The sequence below is a fragment of the Pseudomonas japonica genome (genome assembly GCF_013522925.1).
GTDB classification, from domain to species: domain Bacteria; phylum Pseudomonadota; class Gammaproteobacteria; order Pseudomonadales; family Pseudomonadaceae; genus Aquipseudomonas; species Aquipseudomonas japonica_A.
Map to the genome: position 1 here is coordinate 32688 of NZ_JAAMQU010000012.1, position 22087 is coordinate 54774.

Below are 22087 nucleotides of genomic sequence, written 5' to 3' on the forward strand. Positions count from 1 at the left end.
AGGAAAGCAGGTCAGGGTTTCATGCCGCAGTCGGCGGCGGTGTAGCGGTGCGTAGCTACAGGTTTTTTCGTCTTGTTCTCAGTAAATTCATAGCGCATCACGGCCCCACGCGCCATAAGTTGCCGATAACCCTCATTGCGGCACACGCTGGCGCCCAGTTGCAGGTAAACCTCTTGAGGGTTCTCGCGCATTTTCGCCGCATGGCTGGGGCGCACGGCCAGGTGATCAATCAGCTCATTACCCTTGACGGTGTAGCCCTGGTCGAGGATGTCCTCGTTGATTGCCCGCGGTGTGCCCACACTGCTTTCCTTGGCTACTTTCTCGAGCGTCTTGGTCAGCTCATAGTCTTGTAGCGAAGCTGCCTGAGCGATGCCCAGGGGCAGCGCCAGAAGCAGGGAAACAGCGATGGTGAAGCGTGGCATGAAACCTCCTCGATCTGATGGCGCCCTCGGCGCGAGCCTGTTGGACCGGCTGCGCCCGCCCGTGTTCCGGACGGCAGGCGGTGGGGAGTATAACCGTTGCCGATAGCGCCGTACCCTCAGGCCGGGTGGTAGAATGCGTGCTTTACCCTGCCTGGCCGTCTCATGTCCCATGCCGTTTTTCGCCTGCGCGCCGAGCGCCTGGCGCGCAGTACCCGGCCCTTCATTGCCAGAGGCTCTAAAAGCCCCCGTTGCCCACGCTGCCGGGTGCTTCCCAGCCATTGCCTGTGCGCGTTACAGCCTCAAGCATCCAGCAACGCGGCGGTATGCCTGCTGATGCACGACGTTGAGGCGTTGAAGCCCACCAATACCGGCTGGCTGATTGCCGACGTGATTCGGGATACCTTTGCCTTCGGTTGGCAGCGAACCCATGTGGACCCGGCACTATTGGCCTTGCTCGAAGATTCCCGCTTCGAGCCTTACCTGGTGTTTCCAGGCGAGTTCGTACAGCCACCGAGCCGGGTGGTGAACACCGTAGCAACGGCGTCCGGCAAGCGGCCCCTGTTCATTCTCCTGGATGCTACCTGGACCGAAGCCCGCAAGATGTTCCGCAAAAGCCCGTACCTGGACCGGTTTCCCGTGTTGAGCCTGGCGCCCGAGGAAATATCCCGTTACCGGCTGCGCCGTTCGCGGCGCGACGATCACTTCTGCACGGCGGAGGTCGCCGCCATGTGCCTGGGGCTGGCCGGAGAAACCGGCGCAGCGCAGGCCCTGGACACATGGCTCGACTTGTTCAGCAGCCACTACCTGGCGGCCAAGCGCGGCCTGCCCCGGCCGCAGCTTGCCGGCCCTCAGGCCAGCGCGGCCTTGGCGCGTGAAGGCCAGAGTTGCGCCACCAGCATGCCAGCGAGCATCACCGCGCAGCCGAGATAACCCCGCGGCGTCAGCACCTCGCCTAAAAACAGCGTGGCGGCGATCGCTGCGAACACGGCTTCGAGCGAGAAAATGATCGCTGCATGAGAGGTGATGGCGTGCCGCTGGGCGATCACCTGCAGGGTGTAGCCGAGTGCGGCCGCGACCATACCTCCGTACGCAACGGCGGGGATGGCATCTATCATCGCCTGGGCGTGGAAGGGCTCGAAGACCACGGCCAGCCCAAGGCTGACCAGGGCGCAGACCACAAACTGGATGAACGCCAGGCGGATTACGTCGTGGCGGCTGGCGAAATGCCCTACCAGCAATACGTGCCCCGCCCATACAAAGGCGCCTGCCAGCTGCAGCCAGTCGCCAGGCGCGACTTCGAAATGCTCGTTCACGCTCAGCAGGTACATCCCGATCACCGCCAGGCAAGCGCCCAGCCAGGTGCCGGCGCCGGTAGCATGGCCAAGAAACAGGCCCACTACCGGTACTACAATCACATACAACCCAGTAATGAACCCGGCGTTGGTCACGGTGGTGAACTGCAGGCCGAATTGCTGCAGGTTGATGCCCAACGCAAGCGCCAGGCCCATGGCGATGCCTGCGCCCCACTGACCTCGGGTTGCCGCTTGAGGCGCGCGGCGGGTGCGCCAGTACAGCAGGGGCAGCAGGCAGAGCGAACCCAGGGCGAAGCGCAGCCCGGTGTACAGGAACGGCCCGACATGCTCCATGCCGGCGGTTTGCGCAACGAAGCCAGACCCCCAGATCATTGCGGTAAGCAGCATCAACAGGTCGGCGCGCAGGGCTTGGCGGTGCATTCATTCACTCCATGAATATTCTGGGGGCGAAACTGTGCCCCAATGCAGGCAACTTGACCACCCCTGTCGGTCTGGGCATGCTTGGCGCCGGTTTGGTTGCGGCAGATCGTCACGCCGGTGATGGCCGCCTGGCCGTACCTTGCCCGTTCACACAGGATCTCCGCTGATGGCCAGCCACGACATTCTCATCGCCGATGACCATCCGCTCTTTCGCAGTGCCTTGCGCCAGGCATTGACCTTGGGCCCCGGGGCCGAGACGAAGATCTCCGAAGCCGAAAGCATTGCTGAACTCGAGGCCCGGCTTTCCCAGAAGGATGACTGGGACTTGGTGCTGCTTGACCTGAACATGCCCGGGGCCTATGGGTTTTCCGGCCTGGTGTTGCTGCGGGGGCAATACCCGCAGGTGCCCGTAGTGATGATTTCTGCCCAGGACGAGCCCGCCGTGGTGGTCCGCGCCAGGGAGTTTGGCGCCAGCGGGTTCATTCCCAAGTCCAGCCCGCTGGAAACGATCCAGGCCGCAGTGCAAGCCGTATTGGAAGGGGATGACTGGTGGCCACCGCAAGCCTTCGAGCCCGTGGAAGTCAGCGCTCAGGCGCGCGAAGCAGGGGAAGGGCTGGCCAGCCTCACGCCGCAACAATTCCGAGTGCTGACCATGGTGTGCGAGGGGCTGCTGAACAAGCAGATCGCCTTCGAGCTGAGCGTTTCGGAAGCCACCGTCAAGGCCCATGTCACGGCGATCTTCCGCAAGCTTGGTGTGCGCACCCGAACCCAGGCGGCGCTGTTACTTCAACAACTGGCCTCTGTCAGCAGTAGTTGACCGCTTCGGTAGCTGCATCCGACAGGCCGATCGGGTAAGGTGCAGCACCGCAACCGTAGGGCCCGTTCATGTCTCCTTTCAAAGGCCATAGTGGCTTCAAACGCGTCGTTAACGCAGCCGGTTATTCAATGGCCGGGCTAAAGGCCGCCTTCGTCGGCGAGGCCGCGTTCCGCCAGCTTGTCTTGCTCAATGCCGTGCTCATTCCATTGAGCTTTTTTCTACCGGTGAGCCGGGTAGAGCATGCTGTGCTGGTGCTTGCGTGCCTGCTGGCGCTGATCGTGGAGTTGGTCAACTCGGCTATCGAAGCCACCGTTGACCGTATTTCGCTGGAACGCCACCCGCTGTCCAAGAACGCCAAGGACATGGGCAGCGCCGCGCAATTCGTGGCGCTCACGCTTATTGCCTTGGTGTGGGGCATTATTCTGATCTAGGCCACCGGGCGCAGCACAATCTCGTCACTGCGGCGCACGCCGGCAGTGAACGTGCGGCACAGCTCGAGGAATTCACGCATCGCGCAGGTCTGGTATTTCTGTTTATGCCAGATAAAGAAGAACTGCCGGGACAGGTCCAGCTCCGGCGTGGCGATGTACACCAGGCTACCGCGCCGCACCGCATCGCGAAGGGCCAGGCGGGACACGCAGCCAATACCCAGCCCGGACTCTACCGCACGTTTGATAGCTTCGGTGTGCTCCAGCTCCAGGCGTACGTTGAGCAGCGAGCGGTGGTGACGCATGGCTTGGTCGAACGTAAGGCGAGTACCGGAGCCCTGTTCACGCAAAATCCACGCTTCCTGCACCAGCTCCTCCAGGCTTGCTTCGCCCTTGGCCGCCAGTGGATGGGAGGGTGAGCAGAACACCGCGAGCTCGTCTTCCACCCATGGGTGGACCGCTATGTCGCCGTGATGGCAATCGCCTTCGATCAACCCCAGGTCCAGCTCATGCTGGGCCACCTGTTGCACGATATGCGCGGTATTGTGTACGTGCAGCTTCACCTGGCTTTCCGGGTGGCGCTGCATGAAGCTACCGATCAATAGCGTGGCCAGGTAGTTGCCGATGGTGAGGGTGGCACCGACAGCCAGCGAGCCGAAACCGGACTTGCCGTTAAGCAAGTCTTCGATTTCCTTGGCCTGGTCAAGCAGCGCAACGGCCTTGGGCAAAAGTTGATGGCCGAGCGCGTTCAGGCTCAGGCGTTTGCCGGCGCGGTCGAACAGCTGGCAGCTCGATTGCCGCTCCAGCTCGGTGATGGAGGTGCTGGCCGCAGATTGCGAAAGGGCCAACAGTGAAGCCGCGCGAGACACGCTTTCCTGCTGCGCAACGGCAACGAAAACCTGTAGCTGTCGAAGTGTGAATCGCATATCTATATAACCGATTAGGTATATCTTGATAATTCATTTAACAGATATTGTGGCGGGCTCTAGAATACCGCGCAATCATGCCGCAGTGTCGGCGCCTGCCAGGCATGCACCTGCCAGACAGGGTACCGAGTTTTCAGGAGCCTTTCTTCAATGAGCAACTTCAACCACGAGCGCGTGCTCAGTGTTCATCACTGGAACGATACCCTGTTCAGCTTCAAGTGCACCCGCGACCCGGGCCTTCGTTTCGAGAACGGCCAGTTCGTGATGATCGGCCTGCAGCAGCCCAACGGCCGCCCACTGATGCGCGCGTATTCCATCGCCAGCCCGAACTGGGAAGAGCATCTGGAGTTCTTCAGCATCAAGGTGCCGGATGGCCCGCTCACGTCCCAGCTGCAACACCTGAAAGAAGGCGATGAGGTCATCATCAGCAAGAAGCCTACCGGTACGCTGGTGCTCGACGACCTCAAGCCCGGCAAGCACCTGTACCTGCTTAGCACAGGCACCGGCCTGGCGCCGTTCATGAGCGTCATCCAGGACCCGGAAACCTACGAGCGCTTCGAGAAAGTGATCCTGGTGCATGGCGTGCGCTACACCAACGAAGTGGCTTACCACGAGTTCATCACCGAGCACCTGCCGCAGAACGAATTCTTCGGCGAGGGCGTGCGTGACAAGCTGATCTACTACCCCACCGTTACCCGTGAACCGTTCCGCAACCAGGGCCGCCTGACCGACCTGATGCGCAGCGGCAAGCTGTTCGCCGATATCGGCCTGCCGCCGATCAACCCGCAGGACGACCGCGCGATGATCTGCGGTAGCCCGAGCATGCTGGACGAAACCAGCGCAGTGCTCGACAGCTTCGGCCTGGCCGTTTCGCCGCGCATGCGCGAGCCGGGCGACTATCTGATCGAGCGTGCCTTCGTCGAGAAATAAGCTCGCTGGCGTAAAAAAGCCGCTCCGCTGTAGAGGCCGAGCGGCTTTTTCATGCCTGGGGTACAACCTCCAGCACCTTGATGGTGTGGAGGTCAGGGTAATGCCAGCGCACTTCCACGTCCCATAGTTTTACCCCGTATTGGCGGCTTGGCTCGGGTACCTGGTACGCAGGGCGGGGATCTTGCCCCAGGCATTGTTCGATCAGTGCTACCAGGGGCTCGCCCAGTCGCTGGCCGTGTGCGCTCGCCTGTTCAAGCGCTTGCTCGTTCCATTCCATCGCCACCCCTGGGGGCGGCGCGTCGGCCAGGATATTCACCGCGCCCGGCACCTGGTCGGCGTAGGGAACGTAAGGCTTGATGTCCAGAACAGGCGTGCCATCGAGCAGGTCGATGCCGGATAGCCATAGCCTTCCCGGCTCTACCCGGTCCAGCTTAACCACGGATTGGCCTATCCCGTTAGGGCGATGCGTTGCGCGAGTGGCGAACACACCAATGCTGCGGTTGCCGCCCAGGCGTGGGGGGCGGACCTTCAACCGTGGCTGTGCTTCGAGCGCCTGATGAAACACGAACAGCAGCCACACGTGGCTTACACCTTCCAGGCCCTGCACCGCTTCTGCGCGGTCGTAGGGCGCCAGCAGTTCCAGGCAGCCCCGGGCAGCGCTGGCCAGTGCCGGTTGCCGGGGGATAGCGAATTTTTCCTTGAAGCATGACCGCACATGACCCACGGGTGCCATTGTGTAGGTCATGTCAGGGGCGCAGCCGGAGCGTGAGGCCCTTGAGGAAGTTACGCAGTAACTGGTCGCCGCAAGGGCGATAGTTATCGTGGCCAACCTTGCGGAACAGCGCACTGAGCTCCGGCTTGGATACGGGAAAATCGACCCGTTCGAGAATCTGACGGATGTCGTCTTCGCGCAGCTCGAAGGCCACACGAAGCTTTTTCAGAATGTCGTTGTTCGTCACCGGCAGTTGCACAGGTTGCGGCGGGCGGCTGTCGTCCTTGCCGCGGCGATGAACCACCAGGCCGTCCAGGAAGTGGCCCATCACCGCGTCCGGGCAGCGAACGAACCCCGCTTCGTCTTCCTTCTTCAGGTAGGTGCGCACCGCTTCGATCGGCACGGCCAGGCCGCCCAGCGCGATGATGTCGACCAGTTTGCCGTCGCTGATATTGAGCATGTAGCGCAGGCCGCGCAGTACATCGTTGTGAATCATGGGTAGTCAAAAGCCCCTGAGCGTAAAAAGCGCATAGTGTACCTGCCGCAGCCGCCTGCTGCTCAGGCCGAGCGGGCAGGGCGCGCAACCAGGCGCAGGTGCAAGAGGGGATACGGCTGGCCCATGCCATCCACTTCGCTGCGGCCGACCACTTCAAACCCCTGCCTGAAATAAAACCCCACGGCTTGCGCGTTCTGCTCGTTCACATCCAGGGCCTCGGCATTGAGGTGGTCGATGGCGTACCACAACAGCCGTTTGCCCAGCCCGCGCCCGCGATAGGGCGGGTCGATGAACAGCATTTCCACCCTTCCCGCGGCAACGCCGGCAAAGCCTGCTATTCGTTTGTTGCCATCACGGATGCAAATCAACATCACCAGGTCGAGGTAGCGCTCGAGCATGAGCGCTTTCAACTCGTTGATATAGTTGTCCGGAAGGAAGCTATGAGTTGCCCGCACTGAGGCTTCCCACACACGAAGCAGCTCGGGATAGTCCCCGGGGCCCGGGGTACCGATGGAAAAGGGCGCTGGCATGGCTAAGGTCTCCTTGACACTTGCCAGCACCACTATAGCCCGCCTGGGCGTTGTTTTCTTGCAACCTCAGAGGGCGGTTGCCCACAGGTCGTATTCGTCCGCCTCGGTCACGCGGCACATTACCTTGTCACCCGGGCTGAGCGGCCGATCGGCTTCTACATACACATTGCCGTCGATTTCCGGCGCGTCGTAGAAGCACCGGCCAATGGCGCCTTGCTCGTCCACTTCGTCGATCAATACTTCGATCTCGCGGCCCACGCGGGTTTGCAGGCGTGCTGCACTGATCGCTTGCTGATGCGCCATGAAGCGATCCCAGCGGTCCTGTTTCACGTCATCCGGCACGGCGTCGGCCAGTTCGTTGGCTGGCGCGCCTTCCACGGGGGAGTACTGGAAGCAACCCACGCGGTCCAGCTGCGCCTCGGTGAGCCACTCCAGCAGGTATTGGAAGTCTTCTTCGGTTTCGCCCGGGAAGCCCACGATGAACGTGGAACGGATGACCAGCTCCGGGCACAGCTCGCGCCACTTCTTGATGCGCGCCAGGGTCTTGTCTTCGAAAGCTGGGCGTTTCATCAGCTTCAGCACTTTGGGGCTGGCGTGCTGGAACGGGATGTCCAGGTACGGCAGGATCTTGCCGGCTGCCATCAGTGGGATCAGCTCGTCCACATGCGGGTAGGGGTACACGTAGTGCAGACGCACCCACACGCCCAGGGTGCTGAGCGCCTGGCAGAGTTCGGTCATGCGGGTTTTCACCGGCTGGCCATTCCAGAACCCCGTGCGGTATTTCACGTCTACGCCATAGGCGCTGGTGTCCTGGGAAATGATCAGCAGTTCCTTCACACCGGCCTTCACCAGCCGCTGGGCTTCATCCAGCACATCGCCCACCGGGCGGCTGACCAGCTTGCCGCGCATGGACGGAATGATGCAGAAACTGCAGCTATGATTGCAGCCTTCGGAAATCTTCAGGTAGGCGTAGTGGCGCGGCGTGAGCTTGATGCCCTGCGGTGGTACCAGGTCGATCAGCGGGTTGTGGTCCTGGCGCGGTGGCACCACCTCGTGCACGGCGTTCACCACCTGCTCGTATTGCTGGGGGCCGCTCACGGCGAGCACGCTGGGGTGCACGTCACGGATAACGCTTTCGTCCACGCCCATGCAGCCCGTCACGATCACGCGGCCGTTCTCGGCGATGGCTTCGCCGATCACTTCGAGCGATTCGGCCTTGGCACTGTCAATAAAGCCACAGGTGTTGACCACCACCACGTCGGCATCCTGGTAGGTAGGGACGACCTCGTAGCCTTCCATGCGCAGCTGGGTCAGGATCCGCTCCGAATCGACCAGGGCCTTGGGGCAGCCCAGAGAAACGAAGCCGACCTTTGGATTGGCGGCGGGCGGAGTGACAGTAGACATGACTAACCTCGGTGTGGGGCGAAGCCGTGGGTTCACCCGGTTGCGCGCTGGGCGCGTCTGATCAAAAAGTGCGCAATTCTAGCGATGCGCGCGCTTCATTGCCAGCGTTAAACGGGGGAAATGCGACCAGCGCTGCGCTATGCTTCGCCCCCTCGTGAAGCACCGGTTGCGCGCTGCAACGGGCACGAAACAAAAACACCGCTCGGCGCTCGAAGCCGGGATCAAGGGTAGCAGGAGAAGTGGATGGTTCAGGCAAGCAATGAGGCAGAGGGCGGCCATGCCGCGGCGAAGCCGCTGAGCATGCTGGTCGCGGCAGTGGGCGTGGTCTATGGCGACATCGGTACCAGCCCGTTGTATACCCTCAAGGAAGTGTTCATGGGCGGATATGGGGTTACCGTCACCCATGAGGGAGTGCTTGGGGTGCTGTCGCTTATTTTCTGGGCGCTCATCTGGGTAGTGTCGATCAAGTACGTACTGTTCGTGCTGCGCGCTGACAACCAGGGCGAAGGGGGCACCATGGCATTGCTGTCCTTGGCACGCCGCGCTGTGGCCGGCCACCCCCGGGTAAGTTCCGTAATGGTAGCGTTCGGCCTGGTGGGCGCCGCACTGTTCTACGGCGACAGCATGATTACTCCGGCGGTGTCGGTATTGTCCGCGGTCGAGGGCCTGGAGCTGGCGTTCGACGGGGTGGAGCACTGGGTGATCCCGGTGGCGCTGGTTATCCTGATCGGCCTGTTTATCCTGCAAAAACACGGCACCGCCCGTATCGGCAAGTTGTTCGGGCCGATCATGGTGTGCTGGTTCGTGGTGCTGGCCGCGCTCGGCGTGCTGGGTATTTCCCATCACCCCGAAGTACTCCACGCCATCAACCCGATCTGGATGGTGCGTTTCTTCGCCAGCCACCCGGGCATCAGCATCGCAGTGTTGGGTGCCGTGGTGTTGGCCCTGACCGGGGCAGAGGCACTGTATGCCGACATGGGCCACTTCGGCCGCAAGCCTATTGCCCGCGCCTGGTTTGCCCTCATCCTGCCGGCCCTGGTGCTCAATTACTTCGGTCAGGGTGGCCTGTTGCTGGAAAACCCCGAAGCGGCGCGTAACCCGTTCTTCCTGCTGGCGCCGAGCTGGGCCCTGATTCCGCTGGTGGTGCTTTCCACCATGGCCACCGTAATTGCGTCCCAGGCGGTGATTTCCGGTGCGTTCTCGCTCACGCACCAGGCCATCCAGCTAGGCTATATCCCGCGCATGCACATCCAGCACACCTCCAGCAGCGAGCAGGGGCAGATCTACATCAGCGCCGTCAACTGGCTGCTGATGGTGGGCGTGATCCTGCTGGTGCTGGGCTTCGAGTCGTCGAGTGCGCTGGCCTCAGCCTACGGCGTAGCGGTGACCGGTACCATGCTGTGCACCACGGTATTGCTGTCGGCGGTGATCCTGCGGTTGTGGAAGTGGCCTGTGGTAGTGGCTGTGCCACTGCTATGCAGCTTCCTGATGGTGGACATGCTGTTCTTTGCCGCGAACGTGCCGAAGGTGGTCCAAGGCGGCGCCTTCCCTGTGCTGGCAGGTGCTGCGTTGTTTATCCTGATGACCACATGGAAGCGCGGAAAACAGCTGCTGGTCGAGCGCCTGGACGAAGGCAGCCTGCCGCTGCCTATCTTCATTGGCAGCATTCGGGTGCAGCCGCCGCACCGTGTTCAAGGCACAGCGGTGTTCCTCACTGCCCGGCAGGACGCCGTCCCCCACGCTTTGCTGCATAACATGCTGCACAATCAGGTACTGCACGAGCAGATCGTGCTGCTTACGGTGCTCAGCGAGGATCAGCCGCGCGTGCCCGCACAGGAACGGGTAGAGGTCGAGGCATTTGGCGAAGGCTTTTACCGGGTGATCCTGCATTACGGCTTCATGGACGAGCCCGACGTGCCGGCGGCGCTTGCGCTGTGCCACCTCGAGGACCTGGATTTCAGCCCGATGCGCACCACCTTCTTCCTCAGCCGGGAAACCGTCATCCCGTCCCGCCTGCCCGGCATGGCCCGCTGGCGAGAAGGGCTGTTCGCCTTCATGCTCAAGAATGCCAACGGTAACCTGCGCTTCTTCAGGCTGCCGCTGAACCGGGTGATCGAACTGGGTACGCAGGTGGAGATGTAGCAAGCCGTATGTTCATCGGGGCGCGGTTCCCGGGCGGTAAAGCCCGGGAGCGGCCCTTCTTTATTGAGCGTTGCGCTTGTCGATCGCTTGAATCAGGCGCTGCGCCAGGGCCGGGTAGTTTTCATCGAAGTGATGGCCCCCGGGCAGCTGGAGTTTCTCGCCGGTGTCGGTGGCTTCGGTACAGCCGCTTTCGTCGGCTTCCTCGGCGCCATACACGCACAGCACCTTCGCCCCTGGCACCTTGGCCAGTTCCACGCCGGTGGGTGCTTCCTTGCCTTCCTGGCCCAGCCAGCCTTCAACCTGGATCTCGAAGCTGCCGCTGCGGGCGAAGGCCAGCAGGATCATGCTGCTTACCCGGGCCTGCTCCTCGGCGGGCAAGCGGTTATAGATGGCAGGTAGTACGTCCGCGCCGAAGGAATAGCCCGCCAGCACGAAGTGCTTGGCGCCCCATTTCTGCCGGTAGTACTGCATCAGCTCTACCAGGTCTTCGGCGCTTTCTTCCGGCGACTTGTGCTGCCAGTAATAGCGAAGCGTGTCGATGCCCACCACGGGGTAGCCGGATTTGGCCATGTCCTCGGCCACGTCCTTGTCCAGGTCGCGCCAGCCGCCGTCACCCGACAGGAACAGGGTCACGGTGTCATTCGGTTTGCTCGACGGCACTTCGACCACGGGCATTTTCAGGCCTTTGTCGTTTTCTCCCATCACCGCTTGGGTCAACTGCGTCTTGAGCAGTTGCGGGAGCTTTACGTCGTAGTCACTGATGCTGTTCTGGGCGTTCGCCTGGCCGCGTACGAAGGTCGCGCTCACGTCGTCTGGCCAGTCGTTCCAGGCAACGGACCAGCTGCCGTGGTCGGCTTTTTTCGGCACGTCCGCTTTGCAGTTGGGCTGCTCGACGGTGAAGTCCACCGACACTGCGCGGGCCTTGTCGTTGCCTTGGGTGGCAAGCCAGTGCCAGGCGAGCGAGGCACCCGGGCCAATGCCACCGACAACGTCGGGAGCGGCCTTCAACTGCTTGAGCGCGGCATCGAAGGCGGCCTGCTGGGCAACGCAGTCTTCCTTGGGTAGAACCACCTGAATGATGCGCGCCGCGCCCGTGCGGCTAAGGTCAGTCAGCTGCCGCTCGGTGAGTACCTGATCGGCCGGCACCGCCACCGCCATCACGCTTTTCGCGCGCTGGCCTGGGGTTACCAAAGTCGCTTCGCTGCCGTCACTGAGTTTTACAGGCTCTGCCGTTGCAGGTGGCACCGGACGGTTCACCCACCAGAAAACCACGGCTGCTACTACGATCACGATCAACAGCGCAAACAGCGCGGGGCGCCAGTAACGTCGAATCATCAGCGTTTCACCAATCCAGTCAGGCCGCCTGCAATAAGGGCGGCGGTGTCAGCCAGCGCCACGAGCGGATCCAGCCCCGCGGGCACGGCCATGTAACGAGGTTCCCAGTCAGGCTGAAACTTATCCTTGAACCGGCGAAGCCCCTGGAAGTTGTACAACTGCTCGCCCCGGCGGAACACCATCGAGCCCAGCCGCTGCGTGAGGGGCGCACCACGCCGCGGCTGCAGGCCGGACAGCGGCACCATGCCCAGGCTGAAACGGCCGTAACCCAGCTGTTTGTAGTGCTGGATCAGCCCCACCATCATGAACTCCATGGTCAGCTTCGGTGCTTCCGGATGTGAGCGCATCAGGTCCAGGCTGGCCAGTTCATGGCTGTTGGTTTCCAGCAGGTTGGCGAACGCCACCGGCCGGCCCTGGAAGTGGATGATCACGATACGGAAATGCTTGAGGTAGTCCGGGCTGAAGCGGCCAAGGGAAAACCCTTTCTCGCGTACATTCTTACCTGATAACCAGGCGTCGGAGATAACTTTCAGTTCATCGAGCGGCGCGGTGCCGGGCTCGTAGATTTCCATGCTCAAGCCATCGCGGGTGCCCCGGTTCCAGGTGTAGCGCAGGTCTTTCATCTCCTTGCCCTTGGCTTCGAGATCGAACCGGCGCAGGTCCACCCGGGCTTCCTCGCCCAGCTTGATGGCGGTAAGGCCGATGTCCATGTAGAAGGGCAGGTTCTCGGCCCGCACCTGATAGAACACCGGGCGCGCATGGTGAAAGTCGCACAGGTCGCGGAACTGCCAGATCATTTCTGCCCGGGGCTGGGTAGGCCCTATGGGGTCGTACAACGCTACCAGGCTGCGGCCCCGACGGGCGTACATCAGGAATGCCTTGTCGTTGGGGTGGAACAGCAACGCCTTGTCGCCGGTAAGTGCCAGGCCACCGTCGGGTTGATGCGAAGCCATGAGGATCTTGTGCGCCCGCTCCAATTCATCTCGGCCGGGCAGGTGAATCACTGGCCGCGCGGTGCGCAGCAGCCAGGTCAGTACCACTACCACCAGCAGCACAGCGCTGCCCAATGCCGAGCGCAAGCCGCGGGGGGCATCGGCATCCAGGGTGAACTGCCACCACAGGCGGTTGTTATAGGGCACATCCTGATAGGCGAAGAACAGCAGCCAGATCGATGCGCCAACCACACAGGCAGCGGCCATGAGGTAGAAGGGGGACAGCGGCAGCTCCATCAAACGGCTGGGCCGGTAGAACGAGCGACGGAACACTGCCAGCAGGCAGGCGGTGAGCGTGAGTACGCTGGCCTCTTCCCAGTCGAAGCCCTTGAGCAGCGACAACAGCGCGCCCACGAGCAACAGGATCACGGTCAACATCCAGGCGGCGGACAGGCGGCGGCGCAAGCCTTGCGCCAGCAGCAGGCAAAGCACGCCGATCAGGCTTGCCGCGAAGTGCGAGGCGTCGATCAGCCGGTGCGGGATCAAGAAGCCCATGTGGCGCAGCCGGGTGTCGATCTCCGGGGTGGCGCCCGAAAACAGCAGCACCATGCCTGACAGGAACACCAACACCGCCAGAATGGGCGCAGCCAGCCCCGAAGCCGCCCGGATGGCGTTGCGCGCGAACAGCAGGCGGCGGGCCTCTGTGGCCAGCAACCACAGGCAGGCAACCAGGAACGGCAGCATTACATAAATGAGCCGATAGAGGAGCAGGGCCGCGGCCAAGGGAGCGGCGCCCAATTGGTTCGCAAAGGCAGCCAGCAGGATGGCTTCGAAAACGCCTACACCACCGGGTACATGGCTGAGCACCCCTGCAGCCAGTGCCAGCAGGTAGACCAGCAGGAAAGCACCGAAGGGCGGCGCCTCGGGCAGCAGGCTATAAAGCACGGCCGCGGCGATCGCGACATCCAGGGCTGTGATCACCAGCTGCAACAGGCACAGCCGCAGTGATGGCAGCCGCAGGGTGCTGCGCCCGGCACGAACGATCAGGTTGTGCGGGAACGGCTGCACGGGCGCGCGCCGACGGTATACACCTACCGCCAGCCCCGCCGTGAGCAGCAACACCGCTGCGGCGATAACCCCGAGCAATGCGGGTGGCAGGCGCAGGGCAGTGGAAGCAGCCGACAGGTCGCTAAGGCAAGCGAGCGCCGCCAGGGGGGGCAGCGCACAGCCCAGCGAGAGGCTGGCGAAAAGCGTCATGCGTGCGACTTCTGCCGGGCCTACACCCAGTCGTGAATACAAGCGGTACCGGACCGATCCACCAGACAGCAGCGACAGCCCGACCGCATTGCCGATCGCGAACGCCGTGAACCCGCCTGTCGCCAGGGCGCGAGGGGGCAGGGCGGCGCCAGCGTACCGCGATGCAGACCATTCATAGCCCAGCAGCACTACAAACCCGGCAACGGTGAACCCTAGCGCGGCCAGCAGCGCGGAGCTCGGCGTTGCCGCTACCGAATCGTGGAGTGCATAGATGTCCAGGTCGCGAAGCATTCGCCGGCAGGCGATCAACGCGATGGCAAACATGACCAGGGTAAGCCCGATCCCCAAAGGCTGGCGGTATTGGCTCAGCAGTTCCAGCCACCGTAGACGGCCGCGGGGTAGAGGTTCTGGAGAAGTTGGGGTGTCGTTTACTTCAGGCATTTCGGGGCGCATCAATGACCTCGCCTATTGAGCGCGACAGGATGGAGGTATCTGAACAACTTACCAATCCCTACAAAATGAAATTTTTGCGAAATTCTGTGCCTGCCCGCTCTTCGACCAGACCCTTCCGGCAGGAGGGAAGTTCATGCCTACAGTGGTTGCACCAGACAGCACCAAGGTTGGCACAGGCAAAAAAAAAGGCCACTTTTTCAAGTGGCCTTTCTTTAATTGGTTGCGGGAGCCGGATTTGAACCGACGACCTTCGGGTTATGAGCCCGACGAGCTACCAGACTGCTCCATCCCGCGTCTGTGGTTGCGCATTATAGGGACGTTTGGCAGGAAGTCAACATGAATCTGCTTCAAGACCTTTGTGCATCGGTTCGCACTGCGCTGGGGTATCACAAGCGAGGGTCCGCAGTGATTCAGGCGCAATAAAAAAGGCCACTTTTTCAAGTGGCCTTTCGTATTTGGTTGCGGGAGCCGGATTTGAACCGACGACCTTCGGGTTATGAGCCCGACGAGCTACCAGACTGCTCCATCCCGCGTCTGTGGGGTGGATTCTACGCTTGCCGCTGCGCATGTCAACCGTTATCTACGGAAAACTGCTTTTAGGTCAAATGTTTAGCGTTTGATTGATGCGCGACGACGCAGCAGGGCAGGCGAGCCGTTCGAAAACACTGTATATTCATTCACCTGTATCAAACGATTTCGATCAGTGATGGCACAGCGGAAAATACTTCATATCGACTGCGACTGCTTTTACGCCGCGATCGAAATGCGCGACGATCCCCAGCTTGCGGGCAAGCCTCTGGCCGTGGGTGGCTCCGCCGATCGGCGAGGCGTGATCGCCACCTGTAACTATGAAGCGCGTGCCTATGGGGTGCGTTCGGCCATGTCCTCACGGCATGCGCTGAAGCTGTGTCCAGATCTCACCATCGTAAGGCCTCGCTTCGATGCCTATAAAGAAGCCTCCCGGGAAATCCACGCGATATTCCAACAGTACACCGACCTGATCGAGCCGCTTTCGCTGGATGAGGCCTACCTGGACGTTACCGAGTCGCCACATTTCAGCGGCAGCGCAACGCGCATTGCTCAGGCCATTCGCCAGGATGTCGCCCGGCGCTTGCATATCACCGTGTCAGCAGGGGTGGCGCCAAACAAGTTTCTTGCCAAGATCGCCAGCGACTGGCGCAAGCCCAATGGGCTGTTCGTCATTACGCCCGCCGAAGTGGACGCCTTCATTGCCGACCTGCCTGTGGCCAAGCTGCATGGGGTAGGCAAGGTCACGGCAGAAAAGCTCGTGCGCCTGGGCATAGAACGTTGCGCCGACCTTCTGCAGTGGTCACGGCTGAACCTGATCCGGGAGTTTGGAGGTTTTGGAGAGCGGTTGTATCAACTGGCGCGGGGTATCGACGATCGCCCCGTGCATGTGGATAGCCGGCGGCAGTCGGTGAGCGTGGAGAACACCTACGACCATGATCTTCCAGGGCTGGAGGCCTGCCTGGATAAACTGCCCGAGCTGATGGAAACCCTCGCCGGCCGCCTGCAACGGATCGATGACAGCTACCGATTGGGAAAGCCCTTCGTAAAGGTGAAGTTTCACGACTTCACCCAGACCACCCTGGAACAGGCCAACGCCGCGAGGGACCTGAACAGCTACCGCAGCTTGTTGACCCAGGCCTATGCCCGCGGAAACAAGCCCGTGCGTTTGCTCGGCATAGGGGTGCGGTTGCACGACTTGCGCGGTGCGCTTACCCAGTTGGAATTGTTTGGGGAATAGGTGCGGGCAGCGCTCCCGCCTCTGTAAGCGGCGGGAGCGGGTGCCAGCGAAGTTCGTACACCAATGCTATCAGGTTACTGGTCTACCTTGCGGCCCGCATCCTTGGCCAAGGCCTTGATGAAGTCACGCTGCAACTCCGGGTCGTTGTGGGTGAGCTCCAGCAAGCTTTGTTGCAGCTCATTGGCCTCGTCCTCGAAGCCCAACTGCGACAGCCGTTTTACCCGGTATACCCACTGGCTTACCTCGTCGTCCTCAAGGTCGTCATAGATCAGCTTGTGAGCTTCGGTAACTCGGGTTCGCAGGGTGGGGGCCAGTTGCAGGGTGGCCGTGGCGCGTGAGGTGCCGTCATCGTCCCTGGCCGTCAGCACCAGCCGATCCACATGTTGCAACTCTTGGTCGGCGAACGGCGCATCCAGCAGGTTCAGGCGCAGGTAGCCCTTGCGGTCCGTGTTCAGGGCATAAACTTCCGGCCCAGCGGTGACTTCAACGGGCTTTTCGGCCCAAGGCTCCAAGGTCACTTCCTGTCGCTTGTTACCCTGCACCTCGTCGATCGCGGCCAGGTTCTGCTCCGCACGGCCGTTGGACTGCGCGTTCATGAACGGGTTGATCCCGGCAAAGCCGTAGTTGATCCAGCCATGCGTGACGTTTTCCGGCAGCCGGCCAAGCAGCACCACGTTGAGCGCATTGGCCGCCACACCACCAACGATCGCCACCGCGCCCAACGGAACCTCATAGAACTCCCGCCAGGCTTGATACGGCGTGTAACGGTCATAACGGCGGGTTACGTCGAAATCCGTTGCCTCGAACGTGGCCTGCTCCATTACCCGAACCCGACGCTGGGGCTGGTCCATCAACGGCTCGCCAATGTCCACCGAGAGGTGATGCTCGATGGGTTTGCGCTCGGTACGTGCCTCATGCTCGCTGCGCTGGGACATCTGGTTCGCGCATCCGGCCAGAAGGCAGGCGCCGCACAAGGCGGCGACACCGGGCCAGGAAAAACTTCGTGTAGACATGAACGCTTACTCGGTGATCAACGGCCCAGGCGTGCCCGCAGGAACGGCAGCACTTCGGTCACATCGAGGCTCTGGACGTCGCTTTCGGTCCGCTGCTTGTACTCCAGCTTGCCGTCGGCCAGGGAGCGATCGCTGATGACGATGCGGTGAGGGATGCCAATGAGTTCCATGTCGGCAAACTTGATCCCCGGGCTGGTTTTCTTGTCGCGATCATCCAGCAATACCTCAATCCCGGCGGCGGTGAGCTCGCGGTAAAGCGTGTCGGTGGCTTCGCGCACCTGCTCGGTCTCGTAACGCAGCGGTACCAGGGCCACCTGGAAGGGGGCGAGGGTATCGCTCCAGATGATCCCGTTGGCGTCGTGATTCTGCTCGATGGCTGCGGCCACCACGCGGGAAACGCCAATGCCGTAGCAGCCCATGGTCATGGTCACCGGCTTGCCGTTCTCGCCCAGTACCTGGGCTTTCATCGCCTCGCTGTACTTGGTGCCCAGCTGGAAGATATGGCCCACTTCGATACCGCGCTTGATCTCCAGGGTGCCCTTGCCATCCGGGCTAGGGTCGCCCTCGACCACATTACGCAGGTCGGCGATTTCCGGCTGCGGCAGGTCACGCTCCCAGTTCACGCCGAAGTAGTGCTTGTCGTCGATGTTCGCGCCCACGGCGAAGTCGCTCATCATGGCCACGGAGCGGTCGATGATGCAGGGCAGCGGCAGGTTCAGCGGGCCCAGCGAGCCTGCGCCTGCGCCGATGGCCTCGCGCAGCTCGGCCTCACCGGCCATTACCAGCGGGCTGGCCACCAGCGGATGGTTGGCAGCCTTGATTTCGTTCAGCTCATGATCGCCGCGAACGACCAGAGCGATCAGCTTGCCAGCTTCGGCGGCATGCACCACCAGGGTTTTGACGGTTTTTTCGATGGGCAGGTCGAAGCCTTCCACCAGTGCAGCGATCGTCTTGGTATCCGGCGTGTCCACCAGGCGCAATGCCTCGGAGGCGGCGGCGCGGGCGGTCTCCCGCGGCAGCGCTTCGGCCTTCTCGATGTTGGCGGCGTAGTCCGAGCCGTTGCTGAACACGATGTCGTCTTCACCCGACGATGCCAGCACATGGAACTCGTGGGAGCCGGCGCCACCGATCGAGCCGTTGTCGGCTTCAACGGGGCGGAAGTTCAGGCCCAGGCGAGAGAAGATATTGCAGTACGCCTGGTGCATGCGGTCGTAGGTTTCCTGCAAGGAAGCCTGGTCGGCATGGAAGGAATAGGCGTCCTTCATGATGAATTCGCGGCCGCGCATCAGGCCGAAGCGCGGGCGGATTTCATCGCGGAATTTGGTCTGGATCTGGTACAGGTTGATCGGCAACTGTTTATAGCTGTTCAGCTCGTTGCGCGCGATGTCGGTAATCACTTCTTCGTGGGTAGGGCCCGCGCAGAAATCCCGGGCATGCCGGTCCTTGAGGCGCAGCAATTCGGGGCCGTATTGCTCCCAGCGGCCGGATTCCTGCCACAGTTCGGCAGGCTGGATGCCCGGCATCAGCACTTCCAGGGCGCCGGCGGCGTTCATTTCCTCGCGTACGATGGCTTCCACCTTGCGCATCACCCGCAGGCCCATCGGCAGCCAGGTGTACAGGCCGGAGGCGAGCTTGCGAATCATCCCCGCGCGCAGCATCAGCTGATGGCTGATGACCACCGCGTCGGACGGGGTTTCTTTCAGTGTGGCGAGCAGGAATTGACTGGTGCGCATGGTAGGCCGTGTCGGTTGCTGAATTCAGATAGAGCTGGGCATTGTACGGAGCAAGCGCCGCCAATGAAAAGCCCGGCGCTGGGCCGGGCTTTTCGGTGGAGCAGTTACCCGTGATTCGATTACAGGATCGAGATCGGGTAGTCGACGATCAGACGGAAGTTGTTGCCATTACCGTCGATCTGCTCAGCGCTGGCGCGGTGCCAGGCCAGGCGGGTACGGAAGGACAGGTTCTTGGCCGGGCCTTCCTGAACGACGTACTTGGCTTCAACGTTGGTTTCGTGGTGGTCAGCGTCGCTCGCGAAGCGCTCACCGTAGTAGCCCTTGATGTCATCACCCTTCACGTAACGGGTCATGAAAGTCAGGCCAGGCACGCCGTAGGAGGCCATGTTCAGCTCGTACTGCAGCTTCCAGGATTTCTCGCCGGCGCCGTTGAAGTCCGAGATCTGGATGGAGTTGGCCAGGAAGATCGAGTCCGCGCCTTCGCCGGAACCGTTATTACCCACGCCCAGATAGTCGAACGCAGTGCTGCCGTTCACTTTCTGGAAGGCCAGGGTAACGGTGTGGGCCTGCAGGAACGAATACGCCGCCGCCAGAGAGTAAGTGTTGTTGTTGATGTCGCCAGCCTTGGCGCTGCCTTGGTCCTGCGTGTTGTAGTAGTTGGCGTCGAAGGTCAGGGACTGGTCGTCGGTCAACGGCAGGATGTAGTTCACGTTGCCGTAGTACTGGTTCCACACATCCTTGAATTCGGAGACGTAAGCGCCGACGCTCAGGTTGTCGTTGATGGTGTAGCGGCCGCCACCGAAGTCGACGGTGCTGGCAGTAACGCCGGCATAAGTCGCCCACAGCTCACCATCACGGTTGCTGTTGGAGGCGGAGCTGGCAGAGTAGAAGTGACCGGCTTCCAGGTCCAGGCCGTCGATCTCGCTGCTCATCAGGTTGATGCCGCTGGCCGTTTGAGGCGTGATGCGCGAGCCGCCGACTGCAAACACAGGAGAGGTGGAGGGCTGCATGTCGCCGATTTTCAGCATGGTCTTGGAGATGCGGAACTTCGCCGCTGCGCCGCCCTTGCTGAAGGTGGAGTCTGCATCGCCATCGGAGCCTACCGGCAGGTTGCCGGTGCCATCGCTGGCGCCGTCGAGCTTGGCTGCGAAGTAGCCGAAGGCATCAAAACCTACGCCGATGGTACCGGTAGTGAAGCCGGAGCTGTAGACGCCTTGGACGGCACCATAGGCCCCTTTGCCATCAGCGGCAGTGTCTTTGTTGTCCTGGTTCCAGTAGTAGCTGCGAAGCAGCAGATTCAGCGTGCTGTCTTCAACAAAACCCTTGGCTTCGGCCTGATCGCTAACGAAGGCTTCAGCCATTGCCAGCTGCGAGGTCGCCGCCGCGGTTACTGCCAGTGCGATTGCGCTCCACTTCATCACTCTCATCGTGACTTGCTCCTTTGGTTTTTAGGAAGAGTACTGCCGGCCGCTTGGTTTTTTATCAGGTCGGCTCTTTCTTTAATTCGGAGGGCGTAACCGGGGTTGCGCCTACCTTGTTCTGTCCTGTGCACACTGAAACGCCTCCCGGGAACCGCTTCACATGCCGCTGTTAACCTGTCGCGTCGTGTTTGCTGCCTCGATCATTTCGCGAGGTAAGCACTGGGCCGACGTCCCTGCCGTGTGCGGCGTATCGAAGCAATTGCAACAACTGTGCTCAACTCTGCCGCCAGCTCACATTTTTTTCACTTTTTTTCGCGAGGCAACGGAAAACCCCGCTGCCACTGGGGTCAAAGCCCCTTCGGCTCAGGCTTGACACCCTTCACGCTTTAATATGGTGCTCCGCAAAACCTCGGCAGAGTGTTACCAATGTCACGTTACTTATTGATGATCAACGGTTCCGGTGCACTGATAGTAGCCGCTATGTTCCTAAATGGTGCGAAAAGTAGCACTGGCGCTGACAGAGGCTAGCCCAAACCCACCGCTTGGCAAGCCCCGGTCAGATTGTGATTGTCGGGAGAGAGGCTTTTGGAGCCAGAATGCCTTGCCGAGTCAGCCATTCGTATTCGAAACAGCAGCCTACAGGCCTCGTAATGGTGCGACTGCTCACTTTAATGATCCAAAGCGGAGCGGTGCCGGGTGAACATTGGCGTCCCGTGGCACAATTGCCGCTTTCGTCTTCACAGGAGCCCGCCATGTTCGAACTCGATCCACGCCTGCAGGCCGATACCTGGGTGCTGGGGGATCTTCCCCTTTGTCGATTGCTGCTCAGCAAGGATGCCAACTATCCCTGGCTGATCCTTGTGCCACGTCGTGCGGCTACCACTGAAATATTCGAGCTCACCGAGGCCGAGCAAGCCCAGCTTGCGGTAGAAACCGCCCAGCTCGCTGAAGGCGTGAAAACGGCACTGAAGGCCGACAAGATCAATGTGGCCGCCCTGGGAAATGTCGTGGCGCAGCTACATGTTCACGTGATTGCCCGTTACACCGCAGATCCGGCATGGCCAGCTCCGGTATGGGGAAAGGTACCAGCGGTTGAATATCGCCCTGAACAGCTCGATGCGCTGAAAGACACCTTGCGGGCCATGCTGCCCGCCACGTTCACGTGGGTAGAGAATTGATGAGCACTGACGACCGTGTAACCGAGCTCGAAACCCGCCTGGCATTCCAGGAAGACACCATCCAGGCCTTGAACGAGGTACTGGTGGAGCAGCAACGTCAGTTGACCCATATGCAAGCGCAACTGGGGCAGTTGATAGAGCGTTATCGGGAAATGGCTGGTGGGCAGTTTGAAGAGGGCGGAGAGGAACCCCCACCGCCCCATTACTGAAACGTTATTAGCGCCCTGGGGCGGCCGCCACTACGTCTTCGGCCTGCAGGCCTTTGTCACGGTTCATTACAGAGAACTCCACGCGCTGGCCTTCGACCAGTACGCGGTGGCCTTCGCCACGGATGGCGCGGAAGTGAACGAAGATGTCATCACCCGAATCCCGGGAAATGAACCCGAAGCCTTTCGAGGTGTTGAACCACTTCACGGTCCCGGTATCACGGTTGGCCGCGTTGAAGCTCGCCGGCGCG

The 22087-nt window shown here is 61.5% G+C and carries 21 protein-coding genes and 2 tRNA genes; 8 read left to right on the forward strand and 15 right to left on the reverse strand.

All coding sequences use genetic code 11. The annotated features are described in order from the left end of the window. Nucleotides 1-11: 11 nt before the first annotated feature. Complete coding sequence (locus tag G7016_RS18690) at nucleotides 12-422, reverse strand: quorum-sensing-regulated virulence factor family protein (protein WP_181117225.1); 411 nt, start codon at nucleotides 420-422, stop codon at nucleotides 12-14. 162 nt (nucleotides 423-584) lie between these two features. Here G7016_RS18690 and G7016_RS18695 point away from each other — a divergent pair, with 162 nt between their 5' ends. Next, nucleotides 585-1352: a tRNA-uridine aminocarboxypropyltransferase gene (locus tag G7016_RS18695; protein ID WP_181117226.1), complete on the forward strand. Its 768-nt coding sequence runs from the start codon at nucleotides 585-587 to the stop codon at nucleotides 1350-1352. Here the strand turns inward: G7016_RS18695 and G7016_RS18700 are convergent. Further along, nucleotides 1271-2155 carry a DMT family transporter gene (locus tag G7016_RS18700; protein ID WP_181117227.1) on the reverse strand — a complete coding sequence of 295 codons (885 nt, stop codon included), beginning with the start codon at nucleotides 2153-2155 and terminating at the stop codon, nucleotides 1271-1273. The genes G7016_RS18695 and G7016_RS18700 overlap by 82 nt on opposite strands. Before the next feature lie 166 nt (nucleotides 2156-2321). Here G7016_RS18700 and erdR point away from each other — a divergent pair, with 166 nt between their 5' ends. Next, nucleotides 2322-2972, forward strand: coding sequence for a response regulator transcription factor ErdR (gene erdR, locus G7016_RS18705; RefSeq protein ID WP_181117228.1), 651 nt, complete (start codon nucleotides 2322-2324; stop codon nucleotides 2970-2972). 68 nt (nucleotides 2973-3040) lie between these two features. Further along, nucleotides 3041-3403 (forward strand): diacylglycerol kinase, encoded by a 363-nt coding sequence (locus tag G7016_RS18710; RefSeq protein WP_181117229.1) that lies wholly within the window; start codon nucleotides 3041-3043, stop codon nucleotides 3401-3403. Here G7016_RS18710 and G7016_RS18715 read toward each other — a convergent pair. Beyond that, complete coding sequence (locus G7016_RS18715; RefSeq protein ID WP_181117230.1) at nucleotides 3400-4326, reverse strand: LysR family transcriptional regulator; 927 nt, start codon at nucleotides 4324-4326, stop codon at nucleotides 3400-3402. The genes G7016_RS18710 and G7016_RS18715 overlap by 4 nt on opposite strands. 150 nt (nucleotides 4327-4476) lie before the next feature. Here G7016_RS18715 and fpr point away from each other — a divergent pair, with 150 nt between their 5' ends. Next, nucleotides 4477-5256 carry a ferredoxin-NADP reductase gene (fpr, locus tag G7016_RS18720; RefSeq protein ID WP_181117231.1) on the forward strand — a complete coding sequence of 260 codons (780 nt, stop codon included), beginning with the start codon at nucleotides 4477-4479 and terminating at the stop codon, nucleotides 5254-5256. Between the two features lie 49 nt (nucleotides 5257-5305). On the opposite strand, the gene tsaA is transcribed toward fpr, so the two are convergent. From tsaA to rimO, 4 genes are all read right to left on the reverse strand, one after another. Next, nucleotides 5306-6001 carry a tRNA (N6-threonylcarbamoyladenosine(37)-N6)-methyltransferase TrmO gene (gene tsaA / locus G7016_RS18725; protein WP_181117232.1) on the reverse strand — a complete coding sequence of 232 codons (696 nt, stop codon included), beginning with the start codon at nucleotides 5999-6001 and terminating at the stop codon, nucleotides 5306-5308. 1 nt (nucleotide 6002) lies between these two features. Next, nucleotides 6003-6464, reverse strand: coding sequence for a YehS family protein (locus G7016_RS18730; RefSeq protein ID WP_181117233.1), 462 nt, complete (start codon nucleotides 6462-6464; stop codon nucleotides 6003-6005). Between the two features lie 62 nt (nucleotides 6465-6526). Beyond that, nucleotides 6527-6994, reverse strand: coding sequence for a GNAT family N-acetyltransferase (locus G7016_RS18735; RefSeq protein ID WP_181117234.1), 468 nt, complete (start codon nucleotides 6992-6994; stop codon nucleotides 6527-6529). A gap of 66 nt (nucleotides 6995-7060) precedes the next feature. Beyond that, a complete protein-coding gene (gene rimO / locus G7016_RS18740) occupies nucleotides 7061-8398 on the reverse strand; it encodes a 30S ribosomal protein S12 methylthiotransferase RimO (protein WP_181117235.1) in 1338 nt (445 codons plus the stop codon). A gap of 300 nt (nucleotides 8399-8698) precedes the next feature. Between rimO and G7016_RS18745 the strand changes: the two genes are divergently transcribed. Further along, on the forward strand, nucleotides 8699-10540 hold the full coding sequence (locus G7016_RS18745; protein ID WP_375139183.1) for a potassium transporter Kup: 1842 nt from the start codon (nucleotides 8699-8701) through the stop codon (nucleotides 10538-10540). 60 nt (nucleotides 10541-10600) lie between these two features. On the opposite strand, the gene G7016_RS18750 is transcribed toward G7016_RS18745, so the two are convergent. From G7016_RS18750 to G7016_RS18765, 4 genes are all read right to left on the reverse strand, one after another. After that, nucleotides 10601-11875 (reverse strand): virulence factor family protein, encoded by a 1275-nt coding sequence (locus tag G7016_RS18750; protein WP_181117237.1) that lies wholly within the window; start codon nucleotides 11873-11875, stop codon nucleotides 10601-10603. Continuing rightward, nucleotides 11875-14517 carry a bifunctional lysylphosphatidylglycerol flippase/synthetase MprF gene (mprF, locus tag G7016_RS18755; RefSeq protein WP_181117238.1) on the reverse strand — a complete coding sequence of 881 codons (2643 nt, stop codon included), beginning with the start codon at nucleotides 14515-14517 and terminating at the stop codon, nucleotides 11875-11877. The genes G7016_RS18750 and mprF overlap by 1 nt, the downstream gene beginning before the upstream one ends. A 217-nt stretch (nucleotides 14518-14734) precedes the next feature. Next, nucleotides 14735-14811: transfer RNA gene (locus tag G7016_RS18760), tRNA-Met, on the reverse strand. Between the two features lie 162 nt (nucleotides 14812-14973). Next, nucleotides 14974-15050: transfer RNA gene (locus G7016_RS18765), tRNA-Met, on the reverse strand. Nucleotides 15051-15223: 173 nt separating this feature from the next. Here G7016_RS18765 and dinB point away from each other — a divergent pair. Beyond that, a complete protein-coding gene (dinB, locus tag G7016_RS18770) occupies nucleotides 15224-16285 on the forward strand; it encodes a DNA polymerase IV (RefSeq protein ID WP_181117239.1) in 1062 nt (353 codons plus the stop codon). A 74-nt stretch (nucleotides 16286-16359) separates the two neighbouring features. Here the strand turns inward: dinB and G7016_RS18775 are convergent, their stop codons facing one another. From G7016_RS18775 to G7016_RS18785, 3 genes are all read right to left on the reverse strand, one after another. Continuing rightward, nucleotides 16360-17298, reverse strand: a complete 939-nt coding sequence (locus G7016_RS18775) for a hypothetical protein (RefSeq protein WP_181117240.1) — start codon at nucleotides 17296-17298, stop codon at nucleotides 16360-16362. 17 nt (nucleotides 17299-17315) lie between these two features. After that, on the reverse strand, nucleotides 17316-19031 hold the full coding sequence (locus tag G7016_RS18780) for a proline--tRNA ligase (RefSeq protein ID WP_181117241.1): 1716 nt from the start codon (nucleotides 19029-19031) through the stop codon (nucleotides 17316-17318). A 119-nt stretch (nucleotides 19032-19150) separates the two neighbouring features. After that, complete coding sequence (locus G7016_RS18785; RefSeq protein ID WP_181117242.1) at nucleotides 19151-20458, reverse strand: OprD family porin; 1308 nt, start codon at nucleotides 20456-20458, stop codon at nucleotides 19151-19153. Nucleotides 20459-21204: 746 nt separating this feature from the next. Between G7016_RS18785 and G7016_RS18790 the strand changes: the two genes are divergently transcribed. Further along, a complete protein-coding gene (locus G7016_RS18790) occupies nucleotides 21205-21630 on the forward strand; it encodes an HIT domain-containing protein (RefSeq protein ID WP_181117243.1) in 426 nt (141 codons plus the stop codon). After that, on the forward strand, nucleotides 21630-21839 hold the full coding sequence (locus G7016_RS18795) for a SlyX family protein (protein ID WP_181117244.1): 210 nt from the start codon (nucleotides 21630-21632) through the stop codon (nucleotides 21837-21839). Before G7016_RS18790 ends, G7016_RS18795 begins: the two co-directional genes overlap by 1 nt. Before the next feature lie 7 nt (nucleotides 21840-21846). Here G7016_RS18795 and G7016_RS25195 read toward each other — a convergent pair whose 3' ends face one another. Then, nucleotides 21847-22044 (reverse strand): cold shock domain-containing protein, encoded by a 198-nt coding sequence (locus G7016_RS25195; RefSeq protein ID WP_225776263.1) that lies wholly within the window; start codon nucleotides 22042-22044, stop codon nucleotides 21847-21849. Nucleotides 22045-22087 lie beyond the last annotated feature (43 nt).